13 protein-coding genes and 1 pseudogene are annotated in these 13,408 nt (G+C 62.8%); 11 read left to right on the forward strand and 3 right to left on the reverse strand.

Annotated elements, in window-relative coordinates; translation table 11 throughout:
- Positions 1-72 precede the first annotated feature (72 nt).
- The gene (locus BGRAMDRAFT_RS31385; RefSeq protein WP_006052949.1) at positions 73-546 is read left to right on the forward strand and encodes a PRC-barrel domain-containing protein; all 474 of its coding nucleotides are present in this window, start codon (positions 73-75) and stop codon (positions 544-546) included.
- Between the two features lie 123 nt (positions 547-669).
- On the opposite strand, the gene BGRAMDRAFT_RS31390 is transcribed toward BGRAMDRAFT_RS31385, so the two are convergent.
- The gene (locus tag BGRAMDRAFT_RS31390; RefSeq protein ID WP_006052950.1) at positions 670-948 is read right to left on the reverse strand and encodes an ElaB/YgaM/YqjD family protein; all 279 of its coding nucleotides are present in this window, start codon (positions 946-948) and stop codon (positions 670-672) included.
- 235 nt (positions 949-1,183) lie between these two features.
- On the opposite strand from BGRAMDRAFT_RS31390, the gene BGRAMDRAFT_RS31395 reads away from it, so the two are divergent.
- Positions 1,184-1,636 (forward strand): DUF3597 domain-containing protein, encoded by a 453-nt coding sequence (locus BGRAMDRAFT_RS31395; RefSeq protein ID WP_006052951.1) that lies wholly within the window; start codon positions 1,184-1,186, stop codon positions 1,634-1,636.
- 64 nt (positions 1,637-1,700) lie between these two features.
- On the opposite strand, the gene arsN2 is transcribed toward BGRAMDRAFT_RS31395, so the two are convergent.
- Positions 1,701-2,135: an arsenic resistance N-acetyltransferase ArsN2 gene (arsN2, locus tag BGRAMDRAFT_RS31400; protein WP_006052952.1), complete on the reverse strand. Its 435-nt coding sequence runs from the start codon at positions 2,133-2,135 to the stop codon at positions 1,701-1,703.
- Positions 2,136-2,173: 38 nt separating this feature from the next.
- Entirely contained in the window at positions 2,174-3,436 is a 1,263-nt protein-coding gene (locus BGRAMDRAFT_RS31405; protein ID WP_006052953.1) for an MFS transporter, read from the reverse strand.
- Between the two features lie 304 nt (positions 3,437-3,740).
- Between BGRAMDRAFT_RS31405 and arsH the strand changes: the two genes are divergently transcribed.
- From arsH to BGRAMDRAFT_RS31445, 9 genes and pseudogenes are all read left to right on the forward strand, one after another.
- Entirely contained in the window at positions 3,741-4,442 is a 702-nt protein-coding gene (gene arsH, locus BGRAMDRAFT_RS31410; protein WP_232292400.1) for an arsenical resistance protein ArsH, read from the forward strand.
- A gap of 9 nt (positions 4,443-4,451) precedes the next feature.
- Complete coding sequence (locus tag BGRAMDRAFT_RS31415) at positions 4,452-4,802, forward strand: ArsR/SmtB family transcription factor (RefSeq protein WP_006052955.1); 351 nt, start codon at positions 4,452-4,454, stop codon at positions 4,800-4,802.
- A gap of 63 nt (positions 4,803-4,865) precedes the next feature.
- The gene (locus BGRAMDRAFT_RS31420; protein ID WP_006052956.1) at positions 4,866-5,381 is read left to right on the forward strand and encodes an arsenate reductase ArsC; all 516 of its coding nucleotides are present in this window, start codon (positions 4,866-4,868) and stop codon (positions 5,379-5,381) included.
- Positions 5,382-5,383: 2 nt separating this feature from the next.
- The gene (gene arsB, locus BGRAMDRAFT_RS31425) at positions 5,384-6,457 is read left to right on the forward strand and encodes an ACR3 family arsenite efflux transporter (RefSeq protein WP_006052957.1); all 1,074 of its coding nucleotides are present in this window, start codon (positions 5,384-5,386) and stop codon (positions 6,455-6,457) included.
- A gap of 464 nt (positions 6,458-6,921) precedes the next feature.
- Complete coding sequence (locus tag BGRAMDRAFT_RS31430; RefSeq protein ID WP_006052958.1) at positions 6,922-7,758, forward strand: IclR family transcriptional regulator; 837 nt, start codon at positions 6,922-6,924, stop codon at positions 7,756-7,758.
- A 573-nt stretch (positions 7,759-8,331) separates the two neighbouring features.
- Positions 8,332-9,618 carry an MdtA/MuxA family multidrug efflux RND transporter periplasmic adaptor subunit gene (locus BGRAMDRAFT_RS31435; RefSeq protein WP_415857598.1) on the forward strand — a complete coding sequence of 429 codons (1,287 nt, stop codon included), beginning with the start codon at positions 8,332-8,334 and terminating at the stop codon, positions 9,616-9,618.
- Between the two features lie 18 nt (positions 9,619-9,636).
- Positions 9,637-12,249, forward strand: a complete 2,613-nt coding sequence (locus BGRAMDRAFT_RS31440) for an efflux RND transporter permease subunit (RefSeq protein WP_006052960.1) — start codon at positions 9,637-9,639, stop codon at positions 12,247-12,249.
- 2 nt (positions 12,250-12,251) lie between these two features.
- Positions 12,252-12,758: an efflux RND transporter permease subunit gene (locus BGRAMDRAFT_RS35895; protein ID WP_006052961.1), complete on the forward strand. Its 507-nt coding sequence runs from the start codon at positions 12,252-12,254 to the stop codon at positions 12,756-12,758.
- 4 nt (positions 12,759-12,762) lie between these two features.
- A pseudogene (locus BGRAMDRAFT_RS31445) lies at positions 12,763-13,408 on the forward strand (efflux RND transporter permease subunit); the annotation flags it as partial.

Consider the following 13,408-nt stretch of genomic DNA (forward strand, 5'->3'; position numbering starts at 1 on the left):
GCGGTTTTGCCGGCGGGCGGGCACATCGCTTGCGCACCTTCGGACGCACCCTTTTCGTTAAGGAGGTGAAAGATGGGCTCAATCAACCCGCAAGGCGCCACTCGAGGCGGAGCAAAGATTGTCGGCGGCGGCATCGGCGAAGGTCCGGGGCCGGAAGTCATGGCGGCTGCCACGCTGGACGGAACGAAGGTGATGTCGTCGGATGGTGAACATGTCGGCAAGATCTCCGACATCATGCTCGACGTGCGCAACGGACGCATCGCCTACGCGGTGCTGTCGGAAGGCGGTTTTCTCGGGATGGGCGCGAACCTGCACGCCATTCCGTGGAGTGCGCTGACGCTCGACACCGACCAGAAGTGCTTCTTCGTCGACATCACCGCGCAGCGCCTGAAGGACGATCCGGGTTTCGACAAGGACCACTGGCCGTCGATGGCCGACCGTGCCTGGGGCGAATCGACGTACAGCTACTACAACCGGGAACCGTATTGGTCCGCGACACGCGGCGTCGTCGAGGACGACCCGGCCATCCGGCCAAGTGAACACTGATGCAGGATGACGCTCGCGAAGGAGCGCGCGTCTGAGTGACCATGCCACCGCGTCGCAATGCGGTGGCATGGATCGCGCGCAAGCAACGCACGATCCCTCTTCACATGGCGCAACGCGCGTGAGTTAGCGCGCAGCCAGCATGCCGATGATGAGCCCGCCGATCAGCGCCATCGTCACCGCTTTCCACGGACTGTCGTGAACGAAATCATCGGTCGATTCGGACACGACGCGATATTTCGTCTTGACCACGTCCTGCGCGTCCGCAAGTTTGCCCTTCAATTCCGAGAGTTTCATCGTGCTGCGGGCACGCAATTCGTCGCTGCCGTTGGGTCGTCCCGCGAGGCTGTCGTCGCGCGACGCATCGGCGGAACCGGAACTGGTGGATTGATAAGACTCGGCCATTTTCAACCTCCCTCTCTTTGCGTTGAGTGGACAAGGTTCAGCAAACGTTGTGCCTCGCGTGCGGCTTATCCTTATTAGTTAGGATGGCGATGCTTTTTTACTGCACATGCAAACGTCTGATCAGTGACGGCGCCCCAGCAGACGACGGCATCTATGCCGAAGCCGGCCACACAGGCACAGCCATTGCGCTCCGTGAAGGCCGGCCGCATTGGCCGGCACGAACGAGGAGCGACACATGAGCATTTTTTCAAGCATTCTCAACAAGATTTTCCCGCACGATCATCCGGCCAACACCGGCTCCGGCGCAGCGGCCGGCGCGGCGGCCTCGCCCACTGCAGCACCCGGCAGCGCGAGCGCTCCGGCGGGCACGCCGGCCACGCCATCCACCACGGCCGCCGGCAATTCGCAACCGCCTGTCACGCCGATGCCGACCGTCGACGTCGAAGCGGTGCTCGCGAAAATGCAGGAAAGCAGCGGCGAAAAGTTGAACTGGCGCACGTCGATTGTCGATCTGCTGAAACTGCTCGGTCTCGACAGCAGCCTTGCCGCGCGTAAGGAGCTCGCGTCGGAATTGCACTACACCGGCAGCACGGAAGACTCGGCCGCGATGAACATGTGGCTGCACAAGCAGGTCATGCAGAAGCTCGCGGAGAACGGCGGCAAAGTGCCGGACGATCTGAAGAGCTGATAGGCCGGCGCGATAGTTGGTGTGCAACGCCGCGGTCGCCCGCGGCTTTTCGCGCGACCGATTGCTACAACGTCTTCCTCATGCAAGCGGCAGTCGCCGGACACAGTTGCGCGAACTGCGTGGTGGACTTCACTTCCGCGGCCACTTTGCTTCTATCGACATCCACGTAGCCCATGCGCCTGAAGAACCCGGCCGCGGTCGTTGTAAGCAGCCACAAGTCGGATATGTCCGACGCTCGCGCCATCGACTCTGCATGAGCGACCAGCATGGTGCCCAATCGCGCGTGACGAGCGGTCCGCGCGACTGCCAGCGAGCGTAGCAACGCATCGACTCCCAACCGCTCGAGCCCAACGCTGCCGACAATCCTCCCACCCTCGTCTTCCGCGACGAGGAAGTCCGCGAGCATGGCTGCATTCACATCGGCGACCGGCAGTTCGTTTTCTGCGAGCAATGCCTTGATGACCTCAAGGTCTTCGCTTTGTGCAGCGCGTATCTTCATAGTCGATGTTGTCCCCGGGGATGATCCCTGAAGCGAAGTCAGGCGGCTCGGACTGTCGCGTGTCGGCTAAACCGGATAGCTGCAAAGAAAGCAATTGCGGACAGTATCGAGACGAGAAACACTGTCCACTCGACGGCCACGTAGCCGTGCGTAAAGCTCCATATGCTGGCCGCGGCAATCGGCGCCACGCCCTTCGCAACGTTGGACGGAAACGAAAGCATGCCGCTCACCGCGCCGTAGCCTTCGGTCCACATCAGGTCCTGAACAATGGTGCCGCGAAGGATCGTCATCATCCCATTCGCAGCGCCGTAGCACAGCGCGAAGAGCCATAGCAGCGCGGCCGAATGACCGGCGCCGATCAGGATAAGCGTCGAGACCGGGAACAACGTGACGATGACAATACCCACCGTGCTGATATGCACCCCTCGACCGAACATGAACCAGATTGCTCGAGCGGCGACCTGCGCCGGTCCGATGAGCGCCATGGTTGTCACGAGCACTGCGTTCGATATGCCGCGCTCGACCATGAGCGGCACGAGATGAAATGTGAGCGCGGCGAACGTCGCGTAGTAGGCGGTGAAGCAGACGGCGAGCGCCCAGAAAACGGGCGAACGAAGCGCGCGTTGCGTAGCGGCATCGTTCGTCTGTTTCACTTCGGCGCTGGTCGGCCGTGCTTCGGCGTCAAGCCTCGATGAACGGATTGCCGCCACGTGAACAGGAAGGCATATAAACACATTCAATGCGGCGAGGACAACAAGCGACGTGCGCCAGCCGACGGCGCCAACGAGGAACTGCGTCAACGGAATAAAGACCGTGCTCGCGAATCCGGCGACCAATGTAATGAGCGTGATCTTGGTGCGGAAGCTTCGCGGATAACGGTGCGTCACGACCGCGAACACCGGGTCATAAAACGTGGCGGCCATCGAAACGCCCAGGCCAATCCACACGACGAAGAGCACCGTCAACGATTGCGCATCGGCCCACAGCAGCAGCATCGCCGCGGCGATGATCGAGCCGAGGGCCATGACGCGGCGGCCAAATCCGTGGTCGATCCAGCGGCCGATCGGATAGGCCGCGACGCCCGAAACGAGTAAGCCCACGGAAAGCGCCGCGTTCATCGCCGTCCGGCTCCAGCCCATGGCCTGCTCCATTGGCACGACCAGCAGCGAAAAGGAATAGTAGACGGAGCCCCACGATACGAGTTGAGCGACGGCTAGTGCCCACGTCACCAGTCTGTCGCGACTGTCCGTTGTTTCTGTGTCGTCTCTTGCGCTCTCGTCCGGATTCGACGTCGTGCTCAATTTTTTTGGCCTTTCATTTGGCTTCGTGGATTAAAGGTCCGCAGTGCAGCCTTTCTTTTCACGCCGTGGTCGTAACTTTGACATTTCCAGAATAGCGGAAACGTCATAGAATGCAAAGCACCAACAGTGATGTACTGCCAGTCATCCGCCGCAATGCCCGCATTGACTCGCCGAACATCCGTGTGCAATTGCAAAGATCAAATAGCAAGGTAATCAGATGACCGTTGATGCAACGAAAGACGACCACAGCTTTCCGGCCGCCAGGACAGATTTTTTCGACACCGATATCGCAGCGCGCCTCGGCATGAATGGGCAACCGCCCGTGAGAATTTTGCTGCTCTACGGCTCGCTGCGTGAACGCTCGTATTCGCGATTGCTAGTCGAGGAAGCCGCCCGTCTGCTGCAGACGTTCGGTGCCGAAACGCGGATTTTCGATCCGCGCGGTCTGCCGCATGCAGACGACGTCGACGTGAAAAACCATCCGAAAGTAAAAGAGTTGCTCGAGTTGTCGCTATGGTCAGAAGGACACGTCTGGTGCAGTCCTGAGCGCCACGGCACGATCACCGGTTTGATAAAGACGCAGATCGATCATCTGCCGCTCGTCAGCGGCGGCATCCGCCCAACGCAGGGACGCACGCTTGCCGTCATGCAGGTCAGTGGCGGTTCGCAGTCATTCAACTCCGTCAATCAACTGCGGCAGCTCGGACGATGGATGCGCATGTTCACCATTCCCAATCAGTCGTCGGTAGCCAAGGCGTTTGAAGAGTTTGAAGAGAACGGGCGAATGAAACCGTCCTCGTATTACGACCGCCTCGTCGACGTCATGGAAGAACTCGTGAAGTTCACGCTGCTGCTTCGCGGCCGCGCCGATTATCTCGTCGACCGGTACAGCGAACGCGTGAAGGAAGACCGCCTGCTCGACCCGGCGACCGACCTGGTGACCGACCCAACATCGCAGGCAATTACCGACCATTCGCGGAAAGAAGCACAGACGAGCAACCAATAAAGGTACGTCATGGCAACGTTCGATTCGAAGCTCGCAGTCAAGGCGCTGGCAGCGCTCGCGCATGAGACGCGCCTCGCCGTTTTCCGCCTTCTGGTTACGGCGGGACCCTCGGGCATGAGTCCGGGCGCCATCGCCGAACAAATGGGACTGCCCGCGCCGACGCTGTCGTTCCATCTGAAGGAGCTTGCGCACGCGGGGCTCATCGAGGGGAAAAGTCAGGGGCGGTTCATCATTTACAGCGCCAGTTATGACCACATGCTGACGCTCATGGACTTCCTGATGGAGAACTGTTGCGCCGCGGATCAGGCAGAGCAATGCGACTGCGCGATCAATGAGACCCAGGCGTGGAGGAAGCCTTAGTGAAGCGCTTCTGCAGATGTCGATTTAAAACTCAATCGCGGCGAGCGTCGTCAGGAGAAATGTGTGACAGAAAACCGAAAGTACAACGTCTTGTTCCTTTGCACCCATAACTCGGCGCGCTCCATCCTTGCCGAGGCTGCGCTTGATCAGCTCGCCGGTGATCGCTTTGTCGGGTACAGCGCGGGCAGTCATCCGGGAACGGCGCCGAACCCCTACGCAATCGCCTTGCTCAAATCGCAAGGTATCGACACGGACCGGCTGCGTAGCAAGAGCTGGGACGAATTCGCTAAAGACGGCGCGCCGCAAATGGACTTCATCTTCACAGTCTGCGACGATGCAGCCGGTGAAGTCTGCCCGATCTGGCCGGGCCATCCTGCGAAAGCACATTGGGGCGTCGCGGACCCATCGAAGGCAAAAGGTTCGGACGACGACAAGCGCGAGGCATTCTTGCAAGCCTTCATGCAGATGAAAAAGCGCATAGAGCTTTTCACGAATCTCCCGCTCGAAAAGCTCGACGGTCTCGCCATCCAGCAGCAGATGCAAAGTATCGGCACGTCGCTGCGTGAGAAGGGAGAGTAACAATGGCGGGCAGTCAAACCGTCGCGAAAGCCGCGCGGCGCGCGCCAGGCGGCATCGGATTTTTCGAGCGCTATTTGTCGTTGTGGGTCGCGCTCTGTATCGTGGTTGGCATCGCGCTTGGCAAGCTCTTGCCCGGCGCAGTCCACACCGTGTCGATGCTCGAATTGGCCCACGTCAACATCCCCGTCGGCATTCTGATCTGGGTAATGATTATTCCGATGCTGTTACGCATCGACTTCGCGTCGCTCGGCAAGGTGCGGACTCAACTCAGGGGCATCGGCGTGACGCTGGTCATCAACTGGGCGGTGAAGCCGTTCACGATGGCCTTCCTCGCGTGGGTCTTCGTGCGGCACGCGTTTGCGTCGCTCTTGCCCGCCGACCAGTTGGACAGCTACGTCGCCGGGCTGATTTTGCTGGCCGCGGCACCTTGCACCGCGATGGTCTTCGTCTGGAGTCAATTAACGAAGGGCGACCCGTACTTCACGTTGTCGCAAGTCGCGCTGAACGATCTGATCATGGTGTTCGCGTTCGCGCCCGTGGTTGGCCTGTTGCTGGGCATCTCGAACATCGCCGTACCGTGGGATACGTTGCTGACTTCGGTGGTGCTCTACATCGTCGTGCCGGTCATCATCGCACAGCTTGTCCGCAGGGCGCTTTTGCGCCAGGGCGAGGCGGCGTTCCAACGCGCGCTGACGAAGATCGGACCGTTCTCCATCGCGGCGCTTTTGCTGACGCTCGTGTTGCTGTTTGCTTTCCAGGGCGAGCAGATCATCGCGCAGCCGGTTGTGATCCTTCTGCTTGCAGTGCCGATCCTGATTCAGGTCGTGGTGAACGCTTCGCTCGCCTACTTGGCGAATCGGCAACTGGGCGTGTCGCATGAAGTCGCCGCGCCGTCGTGTCTCATCGGCGCGTCGAATTTCTTCGAGCTGGCTGTGGCAACGGCAATCAGTCTCTTTGGCCTGAAGTCCGGGGCGGCGCTAGCCACTGTGGTTGGCGTGCTCATCGAAGTGCCGGTGATGCTCGCAGTCGTGAAAGTCGTCAACTCGTCGCGGCGCTGGTATCAACGGGAGTCCTGAGCGAGCTCGGCCGGGCGCACAAAAAAAAGGCGCCACGTTTCCGTAGCGCCTTGAAAAGTTCTAGCCATTCCGAGGGCCGTGCTAGAACCTGAGAGACGGTATTTCGAAGAGAACCAGGCGACCGGGCGGTCACGCGAACTACGCGGTGCAAAGCATTTGATTGCCGCGGCAGACCGGGAGCCAACTCACCGCATTGGCACGGTGGAAAGCCAACGCTCGCGGCAAGAAACCGCCAACCCTGCTACTTTCTTTCGAAATGAGGTTCCATTTTTTATGGTTATGCTGACTAAGTCAAGCAAAATCTAAACAGCCGCCGCGCGCCGCGGAAAAAAATTCCGATACAATGAATAATACGAAGAAATCTGTGACAAGGCGCTCACGGCGGCGCATTGCGGCGTGCCAAACCCGCGCGCTCCGCTGTCCGTCCCGGCGCTGGTAATCTGAAATATCGTTCCACAATTTACATGAATCCACGAACGCGATCCCGCTCCGCCGCCGAGACCGTCAAGGACAAAGACGGCTCCGGCGACGAGGTCACCGCGCTGGCGCGCGGCCTGACGGTGCTGCGCTCCGTTGCCGCGGCGGACGCGCCGCTCAGCAATCGCGAGCTGACCGAAATCACGGGCATTCCCAAACCCACGGTGTCGCGAATCACGGCGACGCTCGTCGGCACCGGCTTCCTGTTCCGGCTGCCCGACAGCGAACGCTTCGTGCTGACGTCGTCGGTGCTTGAACTGAGCAACGGCTTCTTGCGCAACTTCGACATTCGCGCGCGCGCCCGGCCCTTTCTGATCGAACTCGCCGAGCGCACGCGGCTCTCCGTGCATCTCGCGGTGCGCGACCGTCTCGACATGGTGGTGATCGACGTGATCCGGCCGCGCTCGGCCGTGCTCGTGTCGCGCCTCGAAGTCGGCGCGCGCATGAGCCTGAGCCGCACCGCGATCGGCCGCGCGTATCTCGCCGCGCTCGACGAGCCGGATCGCGCGAAACTGCTGACCGGCCTGCAGGCCGCCGAAGGCGACGACTGGGGCCACGTCGGCGGCCCGCTCGAAACGGCGCTGCAGGAAACCATCGAGCGCGGTTTTGCCGTCGCGACCGGCGAGTGGTACGACGGCCTGAACGCCATCGCGCTCGGGTTCACCGGGCCGTCGGGCGAGCGCTACGCCGTCAACTGCGGCGGCTCGGCCGACCAGTGCCCGCGCGATTGGCTCATCAGCCGCGCGGGGCCCGAGTTGCTCGATTGCGTCGCGCGCATCGTGCTGGAAATCGGCGGCACGCCAGGGCGCCGCCTCGACAACTGAACGCGCCGCGCCGCCAGCCGCCCGCTTCAACGGGACCGCTGCGATCCACGCTGCCGACACTGTCTCCATCCTGTAACCGGCGTAATCAAAAGAAAAATACACGGGTGGACTGTTACAGAGCGCGGGACGTAGGATCATGCATTCCTGTCGCGGGGCGCCCGCGCAGTGCGGCGCGAGGCGCCTGATACAGCCTGCCGGAGCCCGGCTTGCGCGGCCTTTACTTCGGGCGCGCGGCGCAAGCCTCTTCGCTTGCATCTCCGGTAGCATCGCGGTGAATCTGCGCGGCCGGTCCGCTGTCGAGACCGCCTGTCGTGCGATCCGCAAGTGTTAGCGTCAGGCACGCGCCCGGCAATCGCCCAACAATCGCCAGGCCGCGATGCGGCACAATCGCGCGTACGCCTCACTTCCAAGCCAGTCACTGACCGAACCGATGGACGAACAACAACAGCATTCGGGAAACTTCACGCCCCCGCCGCTCCGGCTTCCCCGAAGTCCCCCGGCGGCGCTCCAGGCCGTCCGACGGACAAGCGGGACACACCGCCGGGCGTCGTCAAGAGCCATCGCGGCCGCAATATCGCGCTGATTGTCCTCGCGCTGCTGATCCTCGGCTTCGTGCTGTGGCGCTGGCATCCGTGGGGCTCGCCGGACGGCGCGTCGGCGCCGGGCGCGAGCGGCACGCATAGCGGCCGGGCCGGCCGCGGCGGTCCCGGCGGCATGGCCAACATGCCGCAGCCGGTTCATGTCGCGACGGCGACGCAAGGCGAAATGCCGGTCGTGCTGACCGCGCTCGGCACCGTCACGCCGCTCGCGAGCGTGACCGTTCTGCCGCAGTTGAGCGGCATCCTGCAGGACGTCTATTTCAAGGAAGGCCAGATGGTCAAGAAGGGCGACCTGCTCGCGCAGATCGACCCGCGCCCTTATCAGATCTCGCTCGACAACGCGCAAGGCACGCTCGCACGCGACGAAGCGCTGCTGCAAACCGCGCGTCTGGACCTGAAGCGCTATCAGACGCTGCTCGCGCAAGATTCGATTGCGAGCCAGCAGGTCGATACGCAGGCGTCGCTCGTGCGTCAGTACGAAGGCACCGTGAAGTCGGACAAGGCCAACGTCGACACCTTCAAGCTCGACCTCGTGTATGCGCGCATTACCGCGCCGGTGTCGGGGCGCGTCGGCTTGCGCCAGGTCGATCCGGGCAACTACGTGACGCCGAGCCTGACCAACGGCATCGTCGTGATTACGCAGTTGCAGCCCATCAGCGTGATCTTCACCACGTCGGAAGACAACCTCCAGCAGATTCTCGAGCAGACGCAAACGGGCGCGAAGCTGTCTGTCACCGCGTACGACCGCAGCAACACGAAGTCGCTCGAAGGCGGCGCGCTGGAGACGCTCGACAACCAGATCGACACCACCACCGGCACGGTGAAGCTGCGCGCGCTCTTCCAGAACAGCAGCAACCTGCTGTTCCCGAATCAGTTCGTCAACACACGCCTGCTCGTCAATACGATCAAGGACGCGGTGATCGTGCCGACCTCGGCGGTGCTCAACGGCTCGATGGGCCAGTTCGTGTATGTCGTGAAAGCCGATAACACGGTCACCGTGCGGCCGGTGAAAATCGGGCCCGTCGACGGCGAGCGCACCAGCATCAAGTCGGGCTTGCAGGTCGGCGAGCGCGTCGTGATCGACGGTTCGGACCGCCTGAAGGAAGGCGCGAAGATCACCATTCCGGCCGACAAGCCGCGCGGCGCTTCGGGCGCGCGTGGCGCGTCGGGCGCATCGGGCGCGTGGGCTGCTTCGGCCGCTTCGGGCGCCTCCGGCGCGCGCGCGCATCACGGCAGGCACGCGTCGCAAGCGTCGCAATAAAGGCACGGCACTTACCGCATGAATCCATCCCGCGCTTTTATTCTGCGTCCCGTCGGCACCGCGCTGCTGATGGCGGCAATCATGCTGGTCGGCCTCGTCGCGCTGCGCTTTTTGCCGCTCTCGGCGCTGCCCCAGGTCGACTATCCGACCATCCAGTGCAGACGTTCTATCCCGGGCGCGAGCCTCGGACGTGATGACGTCATCCGTGACTGCGCCCGCTCGAGCGTCAGTTCGGACAGATGCCGTCGCTCAATCAGATGTCGTCGCAAAGCTCGTCGCTCATCGATCATCACGCTGCAATTCAACCTCGATCTGCCGCTCGACATCGCCGAGCAGGAAGTGCAGGCCGCGATCAACGCAGCGGGCAACCTGCTGCCGTCCGACCTCCCCGCGCCGCCGATCTACGCAAAGGTGAATCCCGCCGACGCGCCGATCCTCACGCTCGCAATCACGTCGAAAACCTTGCCGCTCACGCAGGTTCAGGATCTCGCCGACACGCGTCTCGCGCAGAAAATCTCGCAGGTCGCGGGCGTGGGTCTCGTGAGCCTTTCCGGCGGTCAGCGGCCGGCCGTGCGGATTCAGGCGAACCCGCGCGCGCTTGCCGCGTACGGCCTGAATCTCGATGACCTGCGCACCACCATCTCGAACCTGAACGTCAACACGCCGAAGGGCAACTTCGACGGTCCGACGCGTAACTACACGATCAACGCGAACGACCAGTTGACCGACGCCGACGCGTACAAGAGCGCGGTGGTCGCGTACAAGAGCGGCCGCCCGGTGATGCTGACCGACGTCGCGACCATCGTGCAGGGTCCGGAAAACACCAAGCTCGGCGCGTGGGTCGACGGCACGCCCGCGATCATTCTGAACGTGCAGCGCCAGCCTGGCGCGAACGTGATTCAGGTGGTGGACAACATCAAGAAGTTGCTGCCGCAATTGCAGCAGTCGCTGCCCGCCGCGCTCGAAGTGCGCACCGTCACCGACCGCACCACGACGATTCGCGCCTCCGTGCGCGACGTGCAGTTCGAACTGGCCATGTCGGTCGTGCTCGTCGTGCTGGTCATGTACCTCTTTCTCGCCAACGTCTACGCGACCATCATTCCGAGTCTCTCGGTGCCGCTTTCGCTGATCGGCACGCTCGCCGTGATGTACCTGTGCGGCTTCTCGCTGGACAATTTATCGCTGATGGCGCTGACCATCGCGACCGGCTTCGTGGTCGACGACGCGATCGTGATGATCGAGAACATCGCGCGCTACGTGGAAGAAGGCGAGCCGCCGCTCGAAGCCGCGCTGAAGGGCTCGAAGCAGATCGGCTTCACGATTATTTCGCTGACCGTCTCACTGATCGCCGTGCTGATTCCGCTGCTGTTTATGGGCGACGTGGTCGGCCGCCTGTTCCACGAGTTCGCGATCACGCTTGCCGTGACCATCGTGATTTCGGCGATCGTGTCGCTCACGCTCGTGCCGATGATGTGCGCGAAGCTGCTGCGCCACACGCCGCCGCACGAGAGCCACCGCTTCGAGGCGCGCGCGCACCGCGCAATCGACTGGGTGATCGCGCGTTACGCGGTCGCGCTCACCTGGGTGCTCGATCGCGAGCGCTCCACGCTGGTCGTCGCGGTGCTCACGCTCGTGTTGACGGCGCTGCTTTACGTGTTCATTCCGAAGGGCTTCTTCCCGGTGCAGGACACGGGCGTAATCCAGGCGATCACGCAGGCGCCGCAGTCGGTGTCGTATGCGTCGATGGCCGAGCGTCAGCAGGAACTCGCCGCCCAGATCCTGAAGAACCCGGATGTGCAAAGCCTGACCTCGTTCATCGGCGTCGACGGCAGCAATATCACGTTGAACAGCGGCCGCATGCTGATCAACCTGAAACCGCGCGACGACCGCAGCAGCACCGCAAGCGAAGTGATCCGGCAATTGCAGCAGGACGTCGCGCATATCGCGGGCGCGTCGCTGTACATGCAGCCGGTGCAGGATCTGACCATCGACTCGACCGTCAGCCCCACGCAGTATCAGTTCATGCTCACGGACCCGAACATGAGCGAGTTCACAACGTGGGTGCCGAAGCTCGTCGAGCGGCTCAAAGAGGCGCCCGAACTCGCCGACGTCGCCACCGACCTGCAGGACAACGGCCAGTCGGTGTATGTCGAGATCGACCGCGCGACCGCGTCGCGTTACGGCATCACGCCCGCCACCGTGGACAGCGCGCTTTACGACGCATTCGGCCAGCGGATCGTCTCGACTATCTTCACGCAGTCGAACCAGTACCGCGTGATTCTGGAAGCGCAGCCGTCGATGCAGCATTACACCGAGTCGCTGAATTCGATCTATCTGCCCTCTTCCACGTCGTCCGGCGGCCAGGTGCCGCTGTCGGCCATCGCGAAGTTCATCGAAAGGCCCGCGCCGCTGCTCGTCACGCACCTGAGCCAGTTCCCCGCGACCACGGTCTCGTTCAATCTCGCGCCAGGCTCGTCGCTCGGCGCGGCCGTGAAGGCGATCGACCAGGCGCAGAAAGACATCGGCTGCCGGCGTCGTTCCAGACGCGTTATCAGGGCGCGGCGCTCGCGTTCCAGCCTCGCTGTCGAACGAACTGTTCCTGATTCTCGCGGCCATCGTCACGATGTATAATCGTGCTCGGCGTGCTGTACGAGAGCTTCATTCACCCGATCACGATTCTGTCGACGCTGCCCTCGGCGGGCGTGGGCGCGTTGCTCGCGCTGCTGATCACGGGTCACGATCTCGACATCATCGGCATTATCGGCATCGTGCTGCTGATCGGTATCGTGAAGAAGAACGCGATCATGATGATCGACTCGCGCTCTACGCCGAACGTGGAGGAAGGCAAGGCTCGCGCGGAGGCGATTTACCAGGCGTGTCTGCTGCGCTTCCGGCCCATTCTGATGACCACGCTCGCGGCGCTGCTCGGCGCGCTGCCGCTGATGCTCGGCACCGGCGCCGGTTCTGAACTGCGCCGGCCACTCGGCATCGCGATTGCCGGCGGTCTGATCGTGAGCCAGTTGCTGACCTTGTTCACCACGCCGGTCATCTATCTCGCGTTCGACTCGCTCGCACGCCGCGCGCGCGAACGGTTCAACCGCGGCGGCCCGACGGCCGGCGCGACCGACGCAGGGAACTGATGCGATGAACCTGTCGCGTCCTTTTATCTCGCGCCCCGTCGCGACCACGCTGCTGGCAATCGGCATTGCGCTGTCCGGCATCTTCGCGTTCATGAAGCTGCCGGTCGCGCCGCTGCCGCAAGTGGATTTCCCGACCATTTCGATCCAGGCGTCGTTGCCGGGCGCGAGCCCCGATACGGTCGCCACCAGCGTCGCGAGTCCGCTCGAACGGCATCTCGGTTCGATCGCCGACGTCACCGAAATGACCTCGATGAGTTCGGTCGGCTCCGCGCGCATCACGATGCAGTTCGGCCTGAACCGCAATATCGACGGCGCCGCGCGCGACGTGCAGGCGGCCATCAACGCCGCGCGCGCCGACCTGCCGGCGAGCCTGCGCAGCAACCCGACGTACCACAAGGTGAATCCCGCCGACGCGCCGATCATGATTCTCGCGCTGACGTCGAAAACGCTGACTGCCGGCCAGTTGTACGACTCCGCGGCGACCGTCCTGCAGCAGTCGCTGTCGCAAGTCGAAGGTGTCGGCGAAGTGGACGTGAGCGGGTCGGCCAATCCCGCGGTGCGCGTCGAACTGGAACCGCAGCGCTGTTCCACTACGGCATCGGTCTCGAAGACGTGCGCGCGCGCTCGCGCGGCCAACGCGAACAGTCCCA

The organism is Paraburkholderia graminis C4D1M (assembly GCF_000172415.1).
Lineage (GTDB): Bacteria > Pseudomonadota > Gammaproteobacteria > Burkholderiales > Burkholderiaceae > Paraburkholderia > Paraburkholderia graminis.